This window comes from Agathobaculum massiliense, from assembly GCF_900291975.1.
Taxonomy (GTDB): Bacteria; Bacillota; Clostridia; order Oscillospirales; family Butyricicoccaceae; genus Agathobaculum; species Agathobaculum ammoniilyticum.
On the sequence record NZ_OMPN01000001.1, the window covers coordinates 1,255,481 to 1,271,306 of the forward strand.

Below are 15,826 nucleotides of genomic sequence, written 5' to 3' on the forward strand. Positions count from 1 at the left end.
TCCGTCTTCCCCATTGTACCCAAAATTGCGCGGCCTTGCAAGCATCGCTATATTGCCAAAATCAGCCGGATATGCTAAAATAAAAAACATGGAAAAGAGAAAAAGGAGGATAAGGCACGATGAAAGTGCAGGAGAGTGCTGAGAATTATCTGGAAGCAATCCTGATTCTGCAGCACCAAAAAGGGTCGGTCCGCTCGATTGACGTTGCCCACTACACCGGCTTTTCCAAGCCGAGCATCAGCCGCGCTGTCGGCCTGCTGCGGGACAACGGCTATGTTTCCATCGATCAGAACGGCTTGCTGTGCCTGACCGACGCCGGACGCACGATCGCGGAAACGATCTATGAGCGCCATACCGTGCTGACCGAGCTGCTGACCATGCTCGGCGTTTCGCCCGAAACCGCGGCCGAGGACGCCTGCCGCATTGAGCATGTCATCAGCGCGGAAACCTTTGCCAAGCTTAAGGAGCATGCGCGGCAACACGGCGTGAAAGCCGGCAGATAAACCAAACGCACCTGCGGCCGGTCCGTCACGGACCGGCTCTTTCTGTTTCCGGATAAGGAGGTATTATGGCGCAGACAACCGAACGGCTTCCCAACGGCCTGCTCCTGCATCAGGACGACCGATATTTCAAGCTTGGGCAGGACAGCGTACTGCTTTCTTCCTTTGCCAGACCGCGCCGGAACGCGCGCGTGCTCGACCTCTGCTGCGGCACGGGCACGCTCGCCCTGCTGCTTTACCGCCCCGACCTGCGTATGACCGGCCTGGAGCTGCAGGAGGGCGCGCTCGCCCTGTTCCGGCGCTCGATCCGCGACAACGGCGTGGACATCACCGCTCTACAGGGCGACCTGCGCGAGATCCGCACGCTCCTCCCCCACGGCAGTATGGACTATGTGGTGTGCAATCCCCCGTATTTCGACCGGAACGCGGGCAAAAACGCGCCCGCGCCGGAACGCCGCGCCGCCCGTCAGGATGGCACCTGCACGGTGGAGGACCTTGCCGTGGCCTGTTCCTTTGTGCTGCATACGGGCGGCAAGGCCGCGTTCGTGTTCCGTCCCGAGCGCATGTGGACGCTGCTGGAAGCGCTCGCCCGCGTTCGTCTCGTCCCTAAACGGCTCCGCTTCGTACACCAGACCGCGCAGGCCGTCCCCAGCGCGGTGCTGGTCGAATGCCGCAAGGGCGGCAGCGCGGAAGGCCTTTCGGTCGAACCGCCGCTGCTTGTCCAAAGCGAGGAATATAACAAAATATACAAAAAATAATTTTTTAAGGGAATATTACAATGAGTGAATCCATTCTGTATCTGGTCGCCACGCCGATCGGCAACCTGGGCGACCTGTCCCCCCGCGCGCGGGATATTCTTTCGTCGGTCGATTTCATCGCCGCAGAGGATACGCGCGTGACGCAAAAGCTGCTGACCGCCTGCGCTCTGCCCAGGAAGCCCCTGATCTCCTATTATGAGCATAACCGCCGCGCGCGCGGCGAGGAGGTGCTGGCCAGGCTGCGCGCGGGTGAAAGCTGCGCCCTGGTCACGGATGCGGGTACACCCGCCGTTTCCGACCCCGGCGAGGATCTGGTCGCACTGTGCGCGGCGCATGGCATACCGGTCGTGCCCATCCCCGGCTGCTGCGCCGCGGTCTGCGCGCTCGCGGCCTCCGGCCTGCCGACCGGACGCTGGTGTTTCGAAGGCTTTTTATCCGTGAATAAAAAGGCGCGCCGCGCGCACCTGGACGCGCTGCGAAACGAAAAACGCACCATGATCTTTTACGAAGCGCCGCACAAGCTGTGCGCCACCCTGCGCGACCTTGCGGACACCTTCGGCGGGGCGCGCCGCCTTTCCCTGTCCCGTGAACTGACCAAGCTCCACGAGGAAACACTCCGCATGACGCTGGACGAAGCCGTTCAGTACTTCGACGCACATCCGCCGCGCGGCGAATTTGTGCTGACCATCGAGGGCGCGCCGGACGAACCGGATGCCGCGCCGGACGAACCGGCGCGACTGACTGCGGCGGCGGAGGCCGTGCGCCTCCGGATGGCAGACGGGCAGACGCAGAAGGACGCAATCAAAGCGGTGTCCGCGCAGACCGGCGTCAAAAAGAACGCCCTGTACCGGTATGTATTGGAGCAGGATATGTAAAAACCTGTTTTTTGTTCACAGAACGGACAAACTGACACGGTATACTGGTATTATCCGATACAAGGGGTGAAAGCCTGATGTCAATGATATTGATTGCCGACGACGAGGCGCGCATCCGGCGCCTGGTCAGCGATTTTCTCAAGAGGGACGGCCACAGCATCCTCGAGGCCGCGGACGGCCGTGAGGCCCTGCAGATGATCGAAAACCGCCAGTCTGGGCTTGACTTGGCGATTCTGGACGTGATGATGCCCGGCATGGACGGGTTCGAGGTGCTCCGCGCGCTGCGCGCACAGGAAAGCGGAGACAAGCACCTGCCTGTCATGATGCTGACCGCGCGCGCGGAGGACGCCGACCAGGTCCGCGGGCTGGAGGAGGGCGCGGACGATTATGTGACCAAGCCGTTCTCTCCCATCGTTCTGGCCGCGCGTGTACGAGCCCTGCTCAAACGCGAGGGCCGCGCCGCCATGCCGGTCGAGCAGTTGGGCTCGCTTTCCGTCAACGAGTTGCGCCGCGAGGTGCTGGTGGACGGCGCTCCGGTCGACCTGACGCCCAAGGAATACGAGCTGCTGATTTATTTCAAGAACAACCGTGCCATCGCGCTATCCCGCGAGAGCATCCTCAACGCCGTATGGGGCTATGATTACTTCGGGGACCTGCGAACGGTGGACACCCATGTGAAAAAGCTGCGGGCCAAGCTGGGCGGCTGCGGCACCATGATCGAGACGGTGCGCGGCTACGGCTACCGCTTTGAGGGATGACGGATACAACATGAAGGGCCATTCGATCCGGTTTAAGTTTTTTGCCGCGATCAGCGCCGTTGCGCTGGTCTTTATCGGCGTGCTTTTGCTGCTCAACCTGTTCTTTTACGAGGATTATTACATGCTGACGCGCCGCGGGGAGCTGCGCGACGCCTATCAAAGCATGCGTGGCAGCTATACCGGCAACGTGGAGGATATCGCGGCCGTGCTGGACAGCTACGAAAGTCGCTCTGCCATCCGCCTGTCCGTGGTCCGTGCGGACGGGACGGTGCTGTATTCCTCCGCGTTTTCTCCGGACGCGGCCCGACCAGAGGAGGACGGACCGCTGCAGTTCCATCTCCCCGATTTCAATCGGGTGGAGCAGCAGTACCGCAGCTATGCCATCCTCAGCTCAATCGCGCAGAGCATGGACCGCGAATTTATCACCAAGCATAATTACCAGTTTTTGAACGTCTCCCTTTGGGATAACGACCAATACCTCTGCCTGGTCGGCGCACTCGACCGTAATGCGGGCGACTGCCTGTTCGCCTATATGCCGTACGCCTATATCGAGCAGAACTCCTCCCTTAACCTGGTTTTCCTTCTGATCGCGGGCGGCTGCGCGCTGCTGATCTGTCTGGTCTGCGGCTTTTTCATCTCCCGCCAGTTCACCCGCCCGTTGATCGCCATGGCCGGCGTGGCCGACCGGATGAGCGAGCTGGATTTTTCCACCCAGTATCAGGGCGGCGAGCGCGACGAGATCGGCCAGCTCGGCCAGTCGCTCAACCGCTTGTCCGCTTACCTGGAGCAGACGATCCGCGAGCTGCAGGAGTCCAACGACCAGCTTGCTCTGGAAATCAAGGAAAAAGAACGCGTGGACAACATGCGCCGTGAATTTATCGTCAATGTTTCGCATGAGCTGAAAACGCCGATCGCGCTGATACAGGGCTATGCGGAGGGTCTGACCGCCGGCGTGGCCGACGATCCGGAGGACCGGAAATTTTACTGCGACACAATCGCGGACGAGGCCGACCGCATGAACAAGCTGGTCATGCAGCTTTTGAACCTCTCCAAGCTCGAGTTGGGCGCGGAGCAGACCTATTACGAGGATATCGACCTATACGCCCTCTGTCGGAACGCGGTCGAAAAGACCGCCGTTTTGTGTGCAAGCCGTGGCCTGGCCGTCCGGTATGCGGATACGCACGTCACCATCCGCACGGACGGCGACCTGCTTGAGCAGGTGCTTATGAACTATCTGTCCAACGCGATCCGTTACACGGCGGATGGCGGCCGCATCGAGATCACCGCCGCCTATACCGAAAATGGGATGCGGCTGGCCATATTCAACGAGGGCGACGGGCTGCCGGAGGATGAGCTGCCGAAGATCTGGGAAAAATTTTACCGCACCGACCGCGCGCGCACGCGCGAGGCCGGCGGCACAGGCATCGGCCTGTCCCTGGTGCGCGCGATCGCGGACACGCTGCACGGCAGTTGCGGCGCGGAAAACGTGGAGGGTGGCATTTCCTTCTGGTTTGAGCTTCCCTATTTTCCGGAGCGGGATGCGCCCGCGTAAATTGTCGACGTTTTTTCTTTACACACTCTTGACAACCCTTTCAAATCATGGTATAGTTAATAGGCTCCTTAAAGCAAGGGGCTTATATCGCGGGGTAGAGCAGTTGGTAGCTCGTCGGGCTCATAACCCGGAGGTCGTTGGTTCAAGTCCAGCCCCCGCAACCATAAAAGACCTGATTTCATTTGAAATCAGGTCTTTCTTTTTTGTCTGGAGGATACCGGCGCTGTCTCCTTCCCCATCGTAACGAAAAAACAGCAGAGGCGGCGCCCGTTCCGGCATGCCGCCTCTGCTCTTATTTTTCCGCTGTTATTTCACCGTGAGCACGTTCTCCCCGGGCTTTACCGCGCCGGTTTTGCACAGCTCAAACGACGAGTATTGATCCGAATTCGTGACCACTACCGGCGTTACCGTGCGATAGCCCGCGTCCAGGATGGCCTTTTCGTCGAAGCTGCCAATCAGGTCGCCTTTCTTGAGCGTGTCGCCCTCCTTGACTTGGATGGTAAAGGGCGCGCCACCCAGCTGCACGGTGTCGATGCCCAGATGGATAAGCAGCTCGCAGCCCTCCGTCATCACCAGACCGATGGCGTGCTTGGTGCCAAACACGGTCGCCACCTCGCAGTCGGCCGGCGCGTAAACCTGGTTGCCCGACGGTTCGACCGCGAAGCCGTCGCCCACCATCTTTTCGGAGAACACACCGTCCGCGACGTCCTCGAGCGGGATCACCTTGCCCGCGAGCGGGGACGCGATAACGATGGGTTGACCGGCCGCAGGATCGGAAGAAGCCGTTTCTGGAGCCGCTGAAGGTGCTGCGGGCTCCGGCGCGGCCTGGTCGCTCACCGGAGAGGCCAGGAAGGCTTCCAGATCGGACTTGATGTTGGATACGCGCGGGCCGTAGACCACCTGTACGCCCTGGCCCTTGCAGATGACGCCCGAAGCGCCGGTTTCCTTCAGAAGCTGCTGGTCGACCTTGGACGCATCGTGTACCGTGCAGCGCAGGCGGGTGATACAGCAGTCCACATCCGAAATGTTAGCCTTGCCGCCCAGACCCACCATGATCTGGCGCGAGAGCGAATCCTCGCGGCCGCCTTGCGCAGCCGCCTCGCCCTCCTTGCGGGCGTTGACATCCTTGCGGGTGTACAGCTTGATTTCGCTGTCGTCGCGGCCCGGGGTCTTATAGTCGAATTTCTTAATCATGAACGAGAACACCAGGTAGTAGACGATGAAGTAGATAACACCCACCACTGGAATCCACAGCCAGCTCGTTTTGGCGTTACCCTGCATCACGCCGAACAGCGTCAGGTCGATCAGTCCGCCCGAGAAAGTCAGGCCTACACCGACGTTCAGGATGTGCATAATCATATAAGACGCGCCCGCAAACACACAGTGTACCACATACATCACCGGCGCGACGAACAGGAAGGTGAACTCGAGCGGCTCGGTGATACCGGTGAGCATGGAGGTCAGCGCCGCGGAGAGCAGCAGGCCGCCGACCGCCTTGCGGTTTTCCGGCTTGGCGCAGCGATACAGCGCGAGCGCCGCGCCCGGCAAGCCGAAGATCATCAGCGGGAACTTACCGGCCATAAAGCGGGTCGCCTCGACCGAGAAATGCTTGATGTCCGGAGTGGCCAGCTCGGCGAAGAAGATGTTCTGCGCGCCCTCCACCAGCGCGCCGCCCACCATGGCCGTGCCTCCGAGCGCGGTCTGCCAGAACGGAATATAGAACACATGGTGCAGACCGAACGGGATGAGCGCGCGCTCAATAAAGCCGTACAGCCAGGTGCCGCCATAGCCGGACGCGAGGACAAAGCCGCCGAGCGCGTTGATGCCGCTCTGAATCACCGGCCAGATATAATACATTGCGATGCCCACCACCAGGTAGACCGCCGCTGAGATAATCGGCACGAAGCGCGTGCCGCTGAAAAAGCTGAGCACCTGCGGAAGCTGAATCTTGTAAAAGCGGTTGTGCAGCGCCGCCGTACCCAAGCCGACGATAATACCGCCGAACACACCCATTTGCAGCGAATTGATGCCCAGCACGCTCGCGGTCGCGCCGGACAGGTCGGGCGCGCCGAAGTCACCAATCATCGCACCGATGGTCGCGTGCATAACGAAGAACGCGATGACCGCCGACAGGGCGGAGACCTCCTTCTCCTGCTTGGCCATGCCGATGGCGACGCCAATGGCAAAGATCAACGGCAGGTTATCGAACACGACCGAACCGGCCGCGTTGAGTACCTGCAAAATCGCGTTGATGAACGTGCCAGGCCCCATCAGCCCCATCAGGCCATAGGTTTCCAGCATGGTTTCATTGGTAAACGACCCGCCTACGCCCAGGAACAGGCCGGCTACCGGCAGGATCGCGATCGGCAGCATGAACGAACGGCCGACACGCTGCAGCACGCCAAAAATCTTATCTTTCATATACCTTACTCCTCTTTATCAGATATACCCATATTCATGGCAAGGCGGTGCAAATGGATGGTCAGGAAGGTCATCTCCTCCGGCGGCAGCCGGATGGAGAACGCCTGCGCCAAATCATCTCGGATGCGCTCGGCGCACTGGTAGTCATACCGGTAGCGCCGGACGATCATGGACTGGAACTCGGAATCATTATCTTGTGCATACTGGCCCTGTGTAATGCGCTGTCCCAGAAATTTGAGGTGGGTGATGAACCGCCCGTAATCCAGGGATTGGTCGTCCAGCGCAACGCCATAATACGCCTGCACCTCTGCGACAATGCGGCTGATGAGCTCGGTGATGCGGACCATGTCGGCCATACGCCCGTCGATCTCCGCGTTGACGATATGAAGCGCGATGAATCCTGCCTCATCCTTGGAAAGGCGGTAACCGAGCCGCCGCTCGATGATATCGAGCGCTTGAATCCCCATGGCGAACTCGGTGGGGTAGAAGTTTGTGATCTCCCACAGCAGTTGATTGGAATACGCCGTGCCGGTGCGCAGGCGCTCCACCGCAAAGCAGATGTGATCGGTCAGGGTGATATAAATATTTTCGCTCAGCCGCCGTCCAGTCATCCTTTTCGCTTCCTCTATGATCTCCGTGCTGACATCCAGAAATTCCGCCGGCACGTCGCCGAGCAGCTCCATCAGGCGGGAGGATTTCTCCGGATCGCGCAGGTCGTAGATCTTCTCCACCTTACACGCGGGTACAAGGTCGCCCGACTGCTTTTTGAAGCCGATCCCCAAGCCGCGCAGGATAACCTCGCGTCCATCAGGGTCAATGATACATACAAAATTGTTGCCAATGACGCGGCTGATCCGGTAGGCCTCCTGCCCGCCCAGCTCCGCCGAGGTCATAGCGTCTCCCGAAAGAACGCCTGAAGTTGCTGCGCCGCAGCCTCCTCGTCCGGTCCCTCCATGGTAACGGTGACCACGCTGCCATGCCGGATGCCCATTCCCATCACGCTCATCAGGCGGGTAGCCTCGGTCTGCTTCCCGTTATACTCCACCATGACCTTGCTCTGGAACGCCTTCGCGGTCTTAACCAGCTGTCCTGCCGGACGAGCGTGGATACCAATGGGATCGGTGATCTCATACTGAAATGTTTTCATAGTGCAACTCCCCTTCATCTTCTGAATCTGAACCGTGCTGTTAAAACAAAAAAGACCAAACGCCCGAATACGGATAATATTTCCCGTTCGGTTGTTTGGTCTTGCCTGCCATACCAGTCACAAGCCTGTATGATTTTCTGATGGAAGCATACTATAACTGCGGCGCTTTTGTCAATAGCTTTGCTCGGAAAGCCGGTAAAACTGTAAGTTTGTCCAACCAGAAGCGTGTCGTTTTGTTCACAATACCAATATTATGTTGCATGTACTTCCACAAAGGTTATAATGTCCTCTATCATTGCAAAGGCATCCGCCCTCCGCTCCTACAGGCGTTGGCATTGGTGCCGCCGCGCGCTCACAGCTTCATGTCCCCATCCTTGACCCAGCCGAGACGGCGTACCGCCAGGTTGATCAGCGGACACAGCACCGCTGGCAGAAGGAACGATACCAGCAGCAGCCCAACCCAGTCCTGCGCCGTAACGGCGGCCTTGGTTCCGGCCGCGATATCGTTCATCCAGCCGGTATAAACCCCGATCTGGCCGACCAGTCCACACGTCCCCATGCCCGAGGAAACCGGCGTACCATTCATCTGCAAACCAAATACACAGGTCGCAATCGGTCCGGTGATGGCCGAGGTCAGGATAGGCGCGATCCAGATGCGCGGGTTCTTGACAATGTTGCCCATCTGAAGCATGGAGGTGCCGATCCCCTGAGACACCAGCCCGCCCCAGCGGTTCTCCTTGAACGACATGACCGCAAAGCCGACCATCTGCGCGCAGCAGCCCGCCACCGCCGCGCCGCCCGCCAGACCGGTCAGACCGAGCGCCGCGCAGATCGCGGCGGAGGAAATGGGCAGCGTCAGCGCCACGCCCACCAGCACGGACACCGCAATCCCCATCAGGAACGGCTGCAGATTGGTTGCCCACATAATCAGGCTGCCGACCTGCATCGCCGCCGCTCCCAGCGCGGGCGCCCACCAGGCGGACAGCGCAATGCCCGCGCCGATCGTGACCAGCGGGGTGACCAGGATGTCCACCTTGGTCTCACCCGCGACCGCCTTGCCCAGCTCGGCGGCGATGACCGCCACAAACAGCACGGCGAGCGGCCCGCCCGCGCCGCCCAGCGCGTTGGACGCAAAGCCGACCGTAATCAGCGAAAACAGCACGAGCGGCGGGCAGCGCAGCGCATAGCCGATCGCCACCGCCATCGCCGGCCCGCTCATCGCGGAGGCCAGGCCGCCCACTGTGTAGGATACGTCGCTCACCGTCGCGACCGGCATGGTCAGAAACGGGATGCCGAACTGTGCACCTACCGTATCGATGATTGTCCCAATCAGCAGCGAGCAGAACAGCCCCTGCGCCATTGCCCCCAGCGCGTCGATCCCGTACCGCCGGACCGAGATTACAATGTCCTTGCGTTTGAGAAACGCCTTTACCTTTTCCGTAGTTATCCCCTCCCAACACAGCCGCACGGCGGCTACACTGCTGCTATTATAGCACACCTGACGGCGGCGCGGCGCTGTTTTTGTATTTTTTTGCGGCACCGTGTTCCTCCGCGCAAAAAAGCGACACGCAGGGCCGACTGCCTGCGTGCCGCCGTATTGGGTCAGTCTGAGACTTTAATCAGGGTCTTGATGACTTCCTGCGCATGGGTGATCGTATACTGGAAAGCCTCGTCCGCCTGCTCAAACGGGAATTCCTTCGGCTCGATCGCCTTGAGGTCGATATAGCCCTTTTCGACCGCCTCGATTGCGAGTGGATAAATATTACGGTAGCGGAACACCGTGCGGATCTCCACTTCCTTGCGGGATATCTCCAAAAAATTATAGCTGACATCCTGTGCAATGTTGCCCACCACAACGATCACGCCGCCGCTTTTGACATACCGGCCGGTCTGCGACATTGTCACCGGCGAGCCCGCCGTTTCAAAGACCACGTCGCAGCCCTTGCCGCCCGTCGCCTGCAATACGGCCTCGGTCACATCCACCTCTTTGGGGTTGGCCGTGACCGTCGCGCCCAGACGCTTCGCGCTCTCCAGCCGGTGCCCCACCAAGTCGGACACGATGATCTCGGTCGCGCCCATGGCCTTGCAGGCCAGCAGCGTCATAATGCCGATGGTACCCGAGCCCAGGATGCAGACGCTCTTCCCCAGCCCAACGCCGCCGCGCCTGGCCGCATGCATGCCGACCGCGAGCGGCTCCAGCATGGCGCCCTCCTGCATGGTCATATCGTCCGGCAGCTTGAAGCACATTTTGGCCGGAAAGGCCATGAACTTACGCAGCGCGCCGTCATACGGCGGCGCCGCGAGGAAATGCACATCCGGACAGAGGTTGTATTTTCCTGTCAGGCAAAGCTCGCACTTGCCACAGGGTACGCCCGGCTCGAGCGCCACACGATCGCCGGGCTGCAGAGCAGTCACATCCGCGCCGCATTCGGTCACATATCCCGACACCTCATGCCCCAGGATAAACGGCAGCGGCGCCACCTTTTTCCCGATGCGGCCCTCCTTGTAAAAATGCGCGTCCGAACCGCAGATGCCGCAGTACTCCATCCGGACGACTACCTCGTCCGCGCCCGCCGCCGGCATTGGGCAGTCGGCCAGCTCAATGCGGCCCACCGCGGTCATATGCGCTTTTCTGTTTTTCAATGCCGTTCCCTCACTTTCGCGCGATCGCCTTTTTCGCCTTTTCGCAGATCGCCTGCGCCGTCAGGCCGAAACGCTCCTGTAGGTAATCCACCGGACCGACTTCGCCGAACTCGTCCTGCACGCCGACCTTTTCCAGCGGTGCCCAGCAGGCCGATGCAAGCACATCCGCGACCGCGCTCCCCAGGCCGTTGATGACGTTGTGGTTTTCCGCAGTCACGACCGCGCCGGTCTCCTGCGCCGCACGGATGACTGCCGTCTCGTCCAGCGGCTTTACGCAAAACATATCCAGCACGCGCGCCTGTATCCCCTCTTTTTCCAGCAGCTCGGCCGCTTTGAGCGCCTCGGCCACACAGAAGCCCATCGCGATGATCGTCACGTCCTTGCCATCGCGCAGCAGGTTGGCTTTGCCAACCTCGAACGTCGTACCCGCCTCGTAAATCGCGGGCGCGGTCTTGCGGTGCAGGCGGATATACCAGACGCCGTACGCCTCCTTTGCCATGCGCACGATCTCGCGTACCGCGACCGCGTCCGCAGGCTCCACGACCGTGATCTCCGGAATGCTGCGCATGATCGCGATGTCCTCAAACGGCATGTGGGTGCCGCCGTTGAGCGCGGTCGTGATGCCGGGGTCGGAGCCGACGATCTTGACATTCTGCTTGGCATAGGCACAGGAGACAAAGATCTGGTCGCAGGCGCGGCGCGCCGCAAAGGGCGCGAACGTATGGGTAAACGGGATCTGTCCGGTCGCGGACAGGCCCGCCGCCACGCCGAGCATGTTGGCCTCCTGTACGCCGCAGTCAAACGTATTTTCCGGAAACGCGGCCGCAAACGGCTTGGTCGCGGAGGCGTTCATCAGGTCCGCATCCAGAACGCAGACGCGCTCGTCCTCCGCCGCCAGCTCCATCAGAGTGCTACAGTACACCTTACGCAGCTCGGTATCGCCGTGCTTGTGAAAATCAGCTACTATTACGCCCATGGCTCTCCCCTCCTTTACAGCGCCGCGAGCTGGCTGTCCAGCTCGGCCATGGCCTGATCCATCTGCTCCCTGGTAACCGGCATGTTGTGCGAGCCGACCTTGCCCTCGGCCAGCGAAACGCCCTTGCCCTTGACCGTGTTCAGCACGATCATGGAGGGCCGCTCGCCCTGCTGCTTGGCCTTATGGATGGCCTCGCTGATCTGCTCTACGTCGTGTCCGTCCACGCTCTGCGCGTACCAGCCGAACGCCTCGTATTTGCCCGCCAGATCGCCCAGCTCGCAGACCTCGCTGATCGTCCCGTCGATCTGGCACTTGTTGTAATCCGTAAACGCGATCAGGTGGGACAGCTTGTGCTGCGCCGCGAAAAGCGCGGCCTCCCATACCTGGCCCTCCTGGCTCTCGCCGTCGCCGATGATCAGGTAGGTGTAGTTATCCAACCCCTTTTTGCGGTTGCCGCAGGCGATGCCCACGGCCGAGCTGGTCCCCTGTCCCAGCGAGCCGGTCGTCATGTCGATGCCGGGCGTGCGGTTCATGTCGCAATGGCTGGGCAGGTTGGTACTCGGCTTGTTGAGCGTGAGCAACTCCTCTTTTGGGAAAAAGCCCTTCAGCGCCAGCGTGGCGTATACCGCCGGCCCCGCATGCCCCTTGGAGCAAACCAGCCAGTCCCGATCCTCCTTGTGCGGGTCGGCTGGATCGATGTTCATTTCCCCGCCGTACAGCACGGCCAGCACGTCGCAGATGGACAGCGCGCCGCCCACATGCCCAACGCCCAGCGTGCCGATCGCGCGCATGGTCTCCTTTCGGATGGAAACGGCAAATTTCTGGAGGTCTTTTTTGGCCTGCATATCCATATTTTCCCCTCCTCAGTTGTGGTAGATGCCCTTTTCGATGCCCTTGACTTCCTCGCGCGCCTTGGTCAGGAACTCCTGGCGCCACGGCTCCAGGTTCTCGGTGAACGCGGTGTTCAGGAATTTATCCACAATGGCGCAGCCCGCAAAGTCCGCGGTGATCCAGCCGCCCATGGTCAGGATGTTTGCGTCGTTGATGGCGCGACACTTTTCCGCCGCATAGGTATTCTCGCAGACCGCCGCGTAAACGCCCGGATATTTGTTCGCCACGATCGCCATGCCCATACCGGTGCCGCAGATCAGGATGCCCTTTTCATACTCCTTCCTGGAGATCTTTTCCGCGACCACGGGCGCCACCATGTAATACGGCTGGCCGTGCTCCATATCCTGCGTGCCGCAGTCCTCCACCTCATACCCAAGCTCAACCAGGTGCGCCTTAACCGCCTCCTTGAGCGGGAAGCCCGACTTATCCGAACCAATCACAATCTTTTTCATAGATATCCTCCCCTTCTTTATCACAGGATGCCTTTCAGCAGTGCATATACGGTTTGTTCATTCATTACTGCGGGCGTGAGCTGGATGATCGCCGCGCCCAAGCCGACCTTGGTGATATGCTCCAGGTTTTCCTCCCGCACGCCCAGCTGCCCCAGGCGGGTCGGCATGCCCATGGATTCCATCAGCGCCTCGACCGCGTCCGCGAGCGCGCCCGCATCCGCATAACCCAGGTAGGCGGACAGCGCCTGCAGCTTTTCCGCCGCCCCTTCCCTGCACAGGCGGATAAACGCCGGCAGGGTGATCGAGCAGGCGGTGCCGTGGCTGGCGTGGTACTCGGTGGTCAGCGGAAAGCTGAGCGCGTGGATGCCGGTCGTGCGCGTCTGGCTGAATGCCACGCCTGCGATCATGCTCGCCTTGATCATGGCGCCGCGCGCCTCGAGATCGTTCGGGTCGTCATACGCCCTCTTGATAAAGCGGAGGATGAGCTGCATCGCGCCCATCGCCAGCATATCGCACATGGGCTGGCTCTCCTTGTTCCAATACGCCTCGATCGCGTGGCAGAATGCGTCCATGCCGGTCGAAGCGGTCACGGCGGGCGGCAGCGAATAGGTCAGTTCCGGATCGATCACCGCATAATCCGCCCAGAAGCGGTCGGTAACGAGCGGCATTTTGATGCCGGCCTTTTTATTCGTGAACACGCCGACATTCGTGACCTCGCTACCCGTACCCGCGGTCGTGGGTACGCAGATCAGCATGGTCTTGCGCTCGGAAAAGGTCTTGGTGCCGCCGCTGTAATAGTCGTAGATGCTGCCCTCATCCCGCGTCAGGCAGGCGACGATCTTGGCAACGTCCATCGAGCTGCCGCCGCCCAGACCGATCACGCAGTCCGCTTTCAGCGCGCGCGCGGCCGCGGCCGCGGCATCCACGCTTTCGCACGACGGATTCGGCTCGATATCGCTGAAATAGCCGACGGTTTTGCCGATCAGGCTTTCGCCGATCCGCTGCGCCACGCCGTTCTGGTACAGGAACGGGTCGGAAATAATCAGCACGTTTTCGCCCGCGATGTAAGACGCCATCTTTTGTGAGACCCCGTAATCAAACAGGATCTTGACCGGCATGTAATAATGAAACGCTTTTTCCATTTTGAAATTTACCCTCTTTCCTCAACAGGTTCCATGCTGCCCGTCTCGTTTTTGCGCTGCTCCAGCAGAATACCGAGCGCGCCAATCAGGATGACCGCCATGCCGCCAAGCTGCACCACGGTCAGCTTTTCCCCGAACGCGAAAAAGCAGATCAGCGACGCCACGACCGGCATGAACAGCAGAAACACCTTGACAAACCATACGGGGAACCGCCGCAGGTCGTAATAGTAAACAATGTAGACCAGCGTCTGCCCCACGCTGGCGAGCAGCAGCATCCAGCCATAATAGGGCGTGCGGATACAGTTCATGATCTCGCCCAGGCTGCCCGCCGCCGCGGATGCCGCGATAAAGCACAGCATACAGACGAAATTGTTGTAGTACGCCACCACGTTGTCGCACACGGGGTTGCGCTTGTCGTGCTGCGCGCTTTTGATTACAAACGCGTTGATCGACACAAAGAGCGCGCTAAGCAGATAGAACAGGTTGCCCAGGTTGAACAGCTCCAGATGGGCGGGGTTCAGCCCCATCGTGATGAACACGCCCAGCAGCATGACCACGATGCAGCACCACTGCTTCCAGCTCAGGCGCGTCTTGTAGATCACGGCGGAGATCACCGCCACCATCAGGATATCGCACTTGAGCAGCGCCGTACCCGTGCTGGCGCTGCCGAGCGACAGGCCCACGAACGCGGTCGCATCCAGCAGGAAGCCCAGCACGCCGATCGTCACCAGCTTAGGCCAGACAAAGCGCACCTGCAGCAGAAGCTTCAGTTCCCCGCGCAGCGCCATCAGCACGGTCAGGAACACCATGACGATCAGGCGGATGTATACGCCCATTGAAAACACGGACATGCCCGCCACCGTCTGCTGGCTCGCCACATAATAGGTACCCCAAATCACGGCAAGAAGCAGTACGGGGAAGACCGGTCTTCCTTTCATGTCGCCTCGCCCCTTACCACCATTTGATTTGGCTCGTTACATATTCGCGCAGGCGGATGAATTCCTCGCTCGCAATATCGCGCGGGCGGGGCAGTTCGATCTTCAGCTCTTCCTTGACCGTTGTCGGCTTCTGCGACAAAATCAGGCACTTGTTGGAGAGGTAGACCGCCTCCTCCACGTTGTGCGTGATGAAAATGACCGTGCTTCCGGTCGCCTGCCACAGCTTGATGACCTCGTCCTCCAGATAGTACCGCATTTTAATATCCATCTGGCCGTACGGCTCATCCATCAGCAGCAGGTCGGGGTGTAGCGCGAAGCTGCGCCCGATGACAATGCGCTGCTCGGTCGAGGTACTCAGCTCATGCGGATAGGCGTTGCGCGCCTTTTCCAGGCCGAGGATCTCCAGGATTTCATCCGTGCGCTGCTTGATCACCTTTTCCTCGACCTTTTTGGTTTCCAGCCCGAAGCGGATGTTCTGTTCAACCGTCAGCCACGGGAACGCGGACGGTTCCTGAAACACGAACGAGAGGTTGTGCTTCTGCGGGTCCGCCGGTTCGCCGTCGATCAGGATCTGCCCCTCGGTCGGCTCGATCAGCTTGACGAGTAGGTTGAGGAACGTCGTCTTGCCGCAGCCCGTCGGGCCGACAATGCAGACAAAGTCGCCCTTATTGATATCGAACGAGATATTGTCCAGCACTTTCAGGTCGCCAAAACATTTTGTCAGGTTCCTGACCTTTACCTTTACTTGATCGCTCATACGGACACCTCCCTGC

General features: G+C 60.2%; 16 protein-coding genes and 1 tRNA gene. 6 read left to right on the top strand and 11 right to left on the bottom strand.

Annotated features, from left to right (window positions below; translation table 11 throughout):
- Positions 1-119: 119 nt before the first annotated feature.
- The 6 genes from DBQ51_RS06520 (at position 120) to DBQ51_RS06545 (ending at position 4,607) form a co-directional block, all read left to right on the top strand.
- Positions 120-503, top strand: a complete 384-nt coding sequence (locus DBQ51_RS06520; protein ID WP_054327524.1) for a metal-dependent transcriptional regulator — start codon at positions 120-122, stop codon at positions 501-503.
- 65 nt (positions 504-568) lie between these two features.
- Entirely contained in the window at positions 569-1,258 is a 690-nt protein-coding gene (locus DBQ51_RS06525) for a tRNA1(Val) (adenine(37)-N6)-methyltransferase (protein ID WP_107631068.1), read from the top strand.
- A gap of 20 nt (positions 1,259-1,278) precedes the next feature.
- Positions 1,279-2,133, top strand: coding sequence for a 16S rRNA (cytidine(1402)-2'-O)-methyltransferase (rsmI, locus tag DBQ51_RS06530; protein ID WP_054327526.1), 855 nt, complete (start codon positions 1,279-1,281; stop codon positions 2,131-2,133).
- 77 nt (positions 2,134-2,210) lie between these two features.
- Positions 2,211-2,891, top strand: a complete 681-nt coding sequence (locus DBQ51_RS06535; protein ID WP_054327527.1) for a response regulator transcription factor — start codon at positions 2,211-2,213, stop codon at positions 2,889-2,891.
- Between the two features lie 10 nt (positions 2,892-2,901).
- Positions 2,902-4,443 carry a sensor histidine kinase gene (locus DBQ51_RS06540; protein ID WP_054327528.1) on the top strand — a complete coding sequence of 514 codons (1,542 nt, stop codon included), beginning with the start codon at positions 2,902-2,904 and terminating at the stop codon, positions 4,441-4,443.
- A gap of 88 nt (positions 4,444-4,531) precedes the next feature.
- Positions 4,532-4,607 (top strand) — tRNA-Met (locus DBQ51_RS06545).
- Positions 4,608-4,749: 142 nt separating this feature from the next.
- Here the strand turns inward: DBQ51_RS06545 and DBQ51_RS06550 are convergent.
- From DBQ51_RS06550 to DBQ51_RS06600, 11 genes are all read right to left on the bottom strand, one after another.
- Entirely contained in the window at positions 4,750-6,864 is a 2,115-nt protein-coding gene (locus tag DBQ51_RS06550; RefSeq protein WP_107631069.1) for a PTS transporter subunit IIABC, read from the bottom strand.
- Between the two features lie 5 nt (positions 6,865-6,869).
- On the bottom strand, positions 6,870-7,757 hold the full coding sequence (gene licT / locus DBQ51_RS06555) for a BglG family transcription antiterminator LicT (protein ID WP_054327537.1): 888 nt from the start codon (positions 7,755-7,757) through the stop codon (positions 6,870-6,872).
- Positions 7,754-8,011 carry an HPr family phosphocarrier protein gene (locus DBQ51_RS06560; protein WP_107631070.1) on the bottom strand — a complete coding sequence of 86 codons (258 nt, stop codon included), beginning with the start codon at positions 8,009-8,011 and terminating at the stop codon, positions 7,754-7,756. Before DBQ51_RS06560 ends, licT begins: the two co-directional genes overlap by 4 nt.
- Positions 8,012-8,363: 352 nt before the next feature.
- The gene (locus tag DBQ51_RS06565) at positions 8,364-9,458 is read right to left on the bottom strand and encodes a PTS transporter subunit IIC (protein ID WP_054327551.1); all 1,095 of its coding nucleotides are present in this window, start codon (positions 9,456-9,458) and stop codon (positions 8,364-8,366) included.
- 155 nt (positions 9,459-9,613) lie between these two features.
- Positions 9,614-10,654, bottom strand: a complete 1,041-nt coding sequence (locus DBQ51_RS06570; RefSeq protein WP_107631071.1) for an NAD(P)-dependent alcohol dehydrogenase — start codon at positions 10,652-10,654, stop codon at positions 9,614-9,616.
- 10 nt (positions 10,655-10,664) lie between these two features.
- On the bottom strand, positions 10,665-11,630 hold the full coding sequence (locus DBQ51_RS06575) for a transketolase family protein (RefSeq protein ID WP_107631072.1): 966 nt from the start codon (positions 11,628-11,630) through the stop codon (positions 10,665-10,667).
- A 14-nt stretch (positions 11,631-11,644) separates the two neighbouring features.
- Positions 11,645-12,481 carry a transketolase gene (locus DBQ51_RS06580; RefSeq protein WP_107631073.1) on the bottom strand — a complete coding sequence of 279 codons (837 nt, stop codon included), beginning with the start codon at positions 12,479-12,481 and terminating at the stop codon, positions 11,645-11,647.
- A 12-nt stretch (positions 12,482-12,493) separates the two neighbouring features.
- On the bottom strand, positions 12,494-12,973 hold the full coding sequence (locus DBQ51_RS06585) for an RpiB/LacA/LacB family sugar-phosphate isomerase (RefSeq protein ID WP_054327539.1): 480 nt from the start codon (positions 12,971-12,973) through the stop codon (positions 12,494-12,496).
- Positions 12,974-12,993: 20 nt separating this feature from the next.
- Complete coding sequence (locus tag DBQ51_RS06590; RefSeq protein ID WP_107631074.1) at positions 12,994-14,115, bottom strand: iron-containing alcohol dehydrogenase family protein; 1,122 nt, start codon at positions 14,113-14,115, stop codon at positions 12,994-12,996.
- An 8-nt stretch (positions 14,116-14,123) separates the two neighbouring features.
- Positions 14,124-15,053, bottom strand: a complete 930-nt coding sequence (locus DBQ51_RS06595; RefSeq protein ID WP_054327540.1) for a DMT family transporter — start codon at positions 15,051-15,053, stop codon at positions 14,124-14,126.
- A 13-nt stretch (positions 15,054-15,066) separates the two neighbouring features.
- On the bottom strand, positions 15,067-15,810 hold the full coding sequence (locus tag DBQ51_RS06600) for an ABC transporter ATP-binding protein (protein ID WP_107631075.1): 744 nt from the start codon (positions 15,808-15,810) through the stop codon (positions 15,067-15,069).
- Positions 15,811-15,826: the final 16 nt, after the last annotated feature.

Bases quoted from the DNA above. Each gene is read 5' to 3' on its own strand.
- DBQ51_RS06525 (WP_107631068.1), top strand. From the start codon at position 569: ATGGCGCAGACAACCGAACGGCTTCCCAACGGCCTGCTCCTGCATCAG.
- DBQ51_RS06580 (WP_107631073.1), bottom strand. From the start codon at position 12,481: ATGGATATGCAGGCCAAAAAAGACCTCCAGAAATTTGCCGTTTCCATC.
- DBQ51_RS06560 (WP_107631070.1), bottom strand. From the start codon at position 8,011: ATGAAAACATTTCAGTATGAGATCACCGATCCCATTGGTATCCACGCT.
- licT (WP_054327537.1), bottom strand. From the start codon at position 7,757: ATGACCTCGGCGGAGCTGGGCGGGCAGGAGGCCTACCGGATCAGCCGC.
- DBQ51_RS06535 (WP_054327527.1), top strand. From the start codon at position 2,211: ATGTCAATGATATTGATTGCCGACGACGAGGCGCGCATCCGGCGCCTG.
- DBQ51_RS06595 (WP_054327540.1), bottom strand. From the start codon at position 15,053: ATGAAAGGAAGACCGGTCTTCCCCGTACTGCTTCTTGCCGTGATTTGG.
- DBQ51_RS06590 (WP_107631074.1), bottom strand. From the start codon at position 14,115: ATGGAAAAAGCGTTTCATTATTACATGCCGGTCAAGATCCTGTTTGAT.
- DBQ51_RS06575 (WP_107631072.1), bottom strand. From the start codon at position 11,630: ATGGGCGTAATAGTAGCTGATTTTCACAAGCACGGCGATACCGAGCTG.
- DBQ51_RS06600 (WP_107631075.1), bottom strand. From the start codon at position 15,810: ATGAGCGATCAAGTAAAGGTAAAGGTCAGGAACCTGACAAAATGTTTT.
- DBQ51_RS06520 (WP_054327524.1), top strand. From the start codon at position 120: ATGAAAGTGCAGGAGAGTGCTGAGAATTATCTGGAAGCAATCCTGATT.
- DBQ51_RS06540 (WP_054327528.1), top strand. From the start codon at position 2,902: ATGAAGGGCCATTCGATCCGGTTTAAGTTTTTTGCCGCGATCAGCGCC.
- DBQ51_RS06550 (WP_107631069.1), bottom strand. From the start codon at position 6,864: ATGAAAGATAAGATTTTTGGCGTGCTGCAGCGTGTCGGCCGTTCGTTC.
- DBQ51_RS06585 (WP_054327539.1), bottom strand. From the start codon at position 12,973: ATGAAAAAGATTGTGATTGGTTCGGATAAGTCGGGCTTCCCGCTCAAG.
- rsmI (WP_054327526.1), top strand. From the start codon at position 1,279: ATGAGTGAATCCATTCTGTATCTGGTCGCCACGCCGATCGGCAACCTG.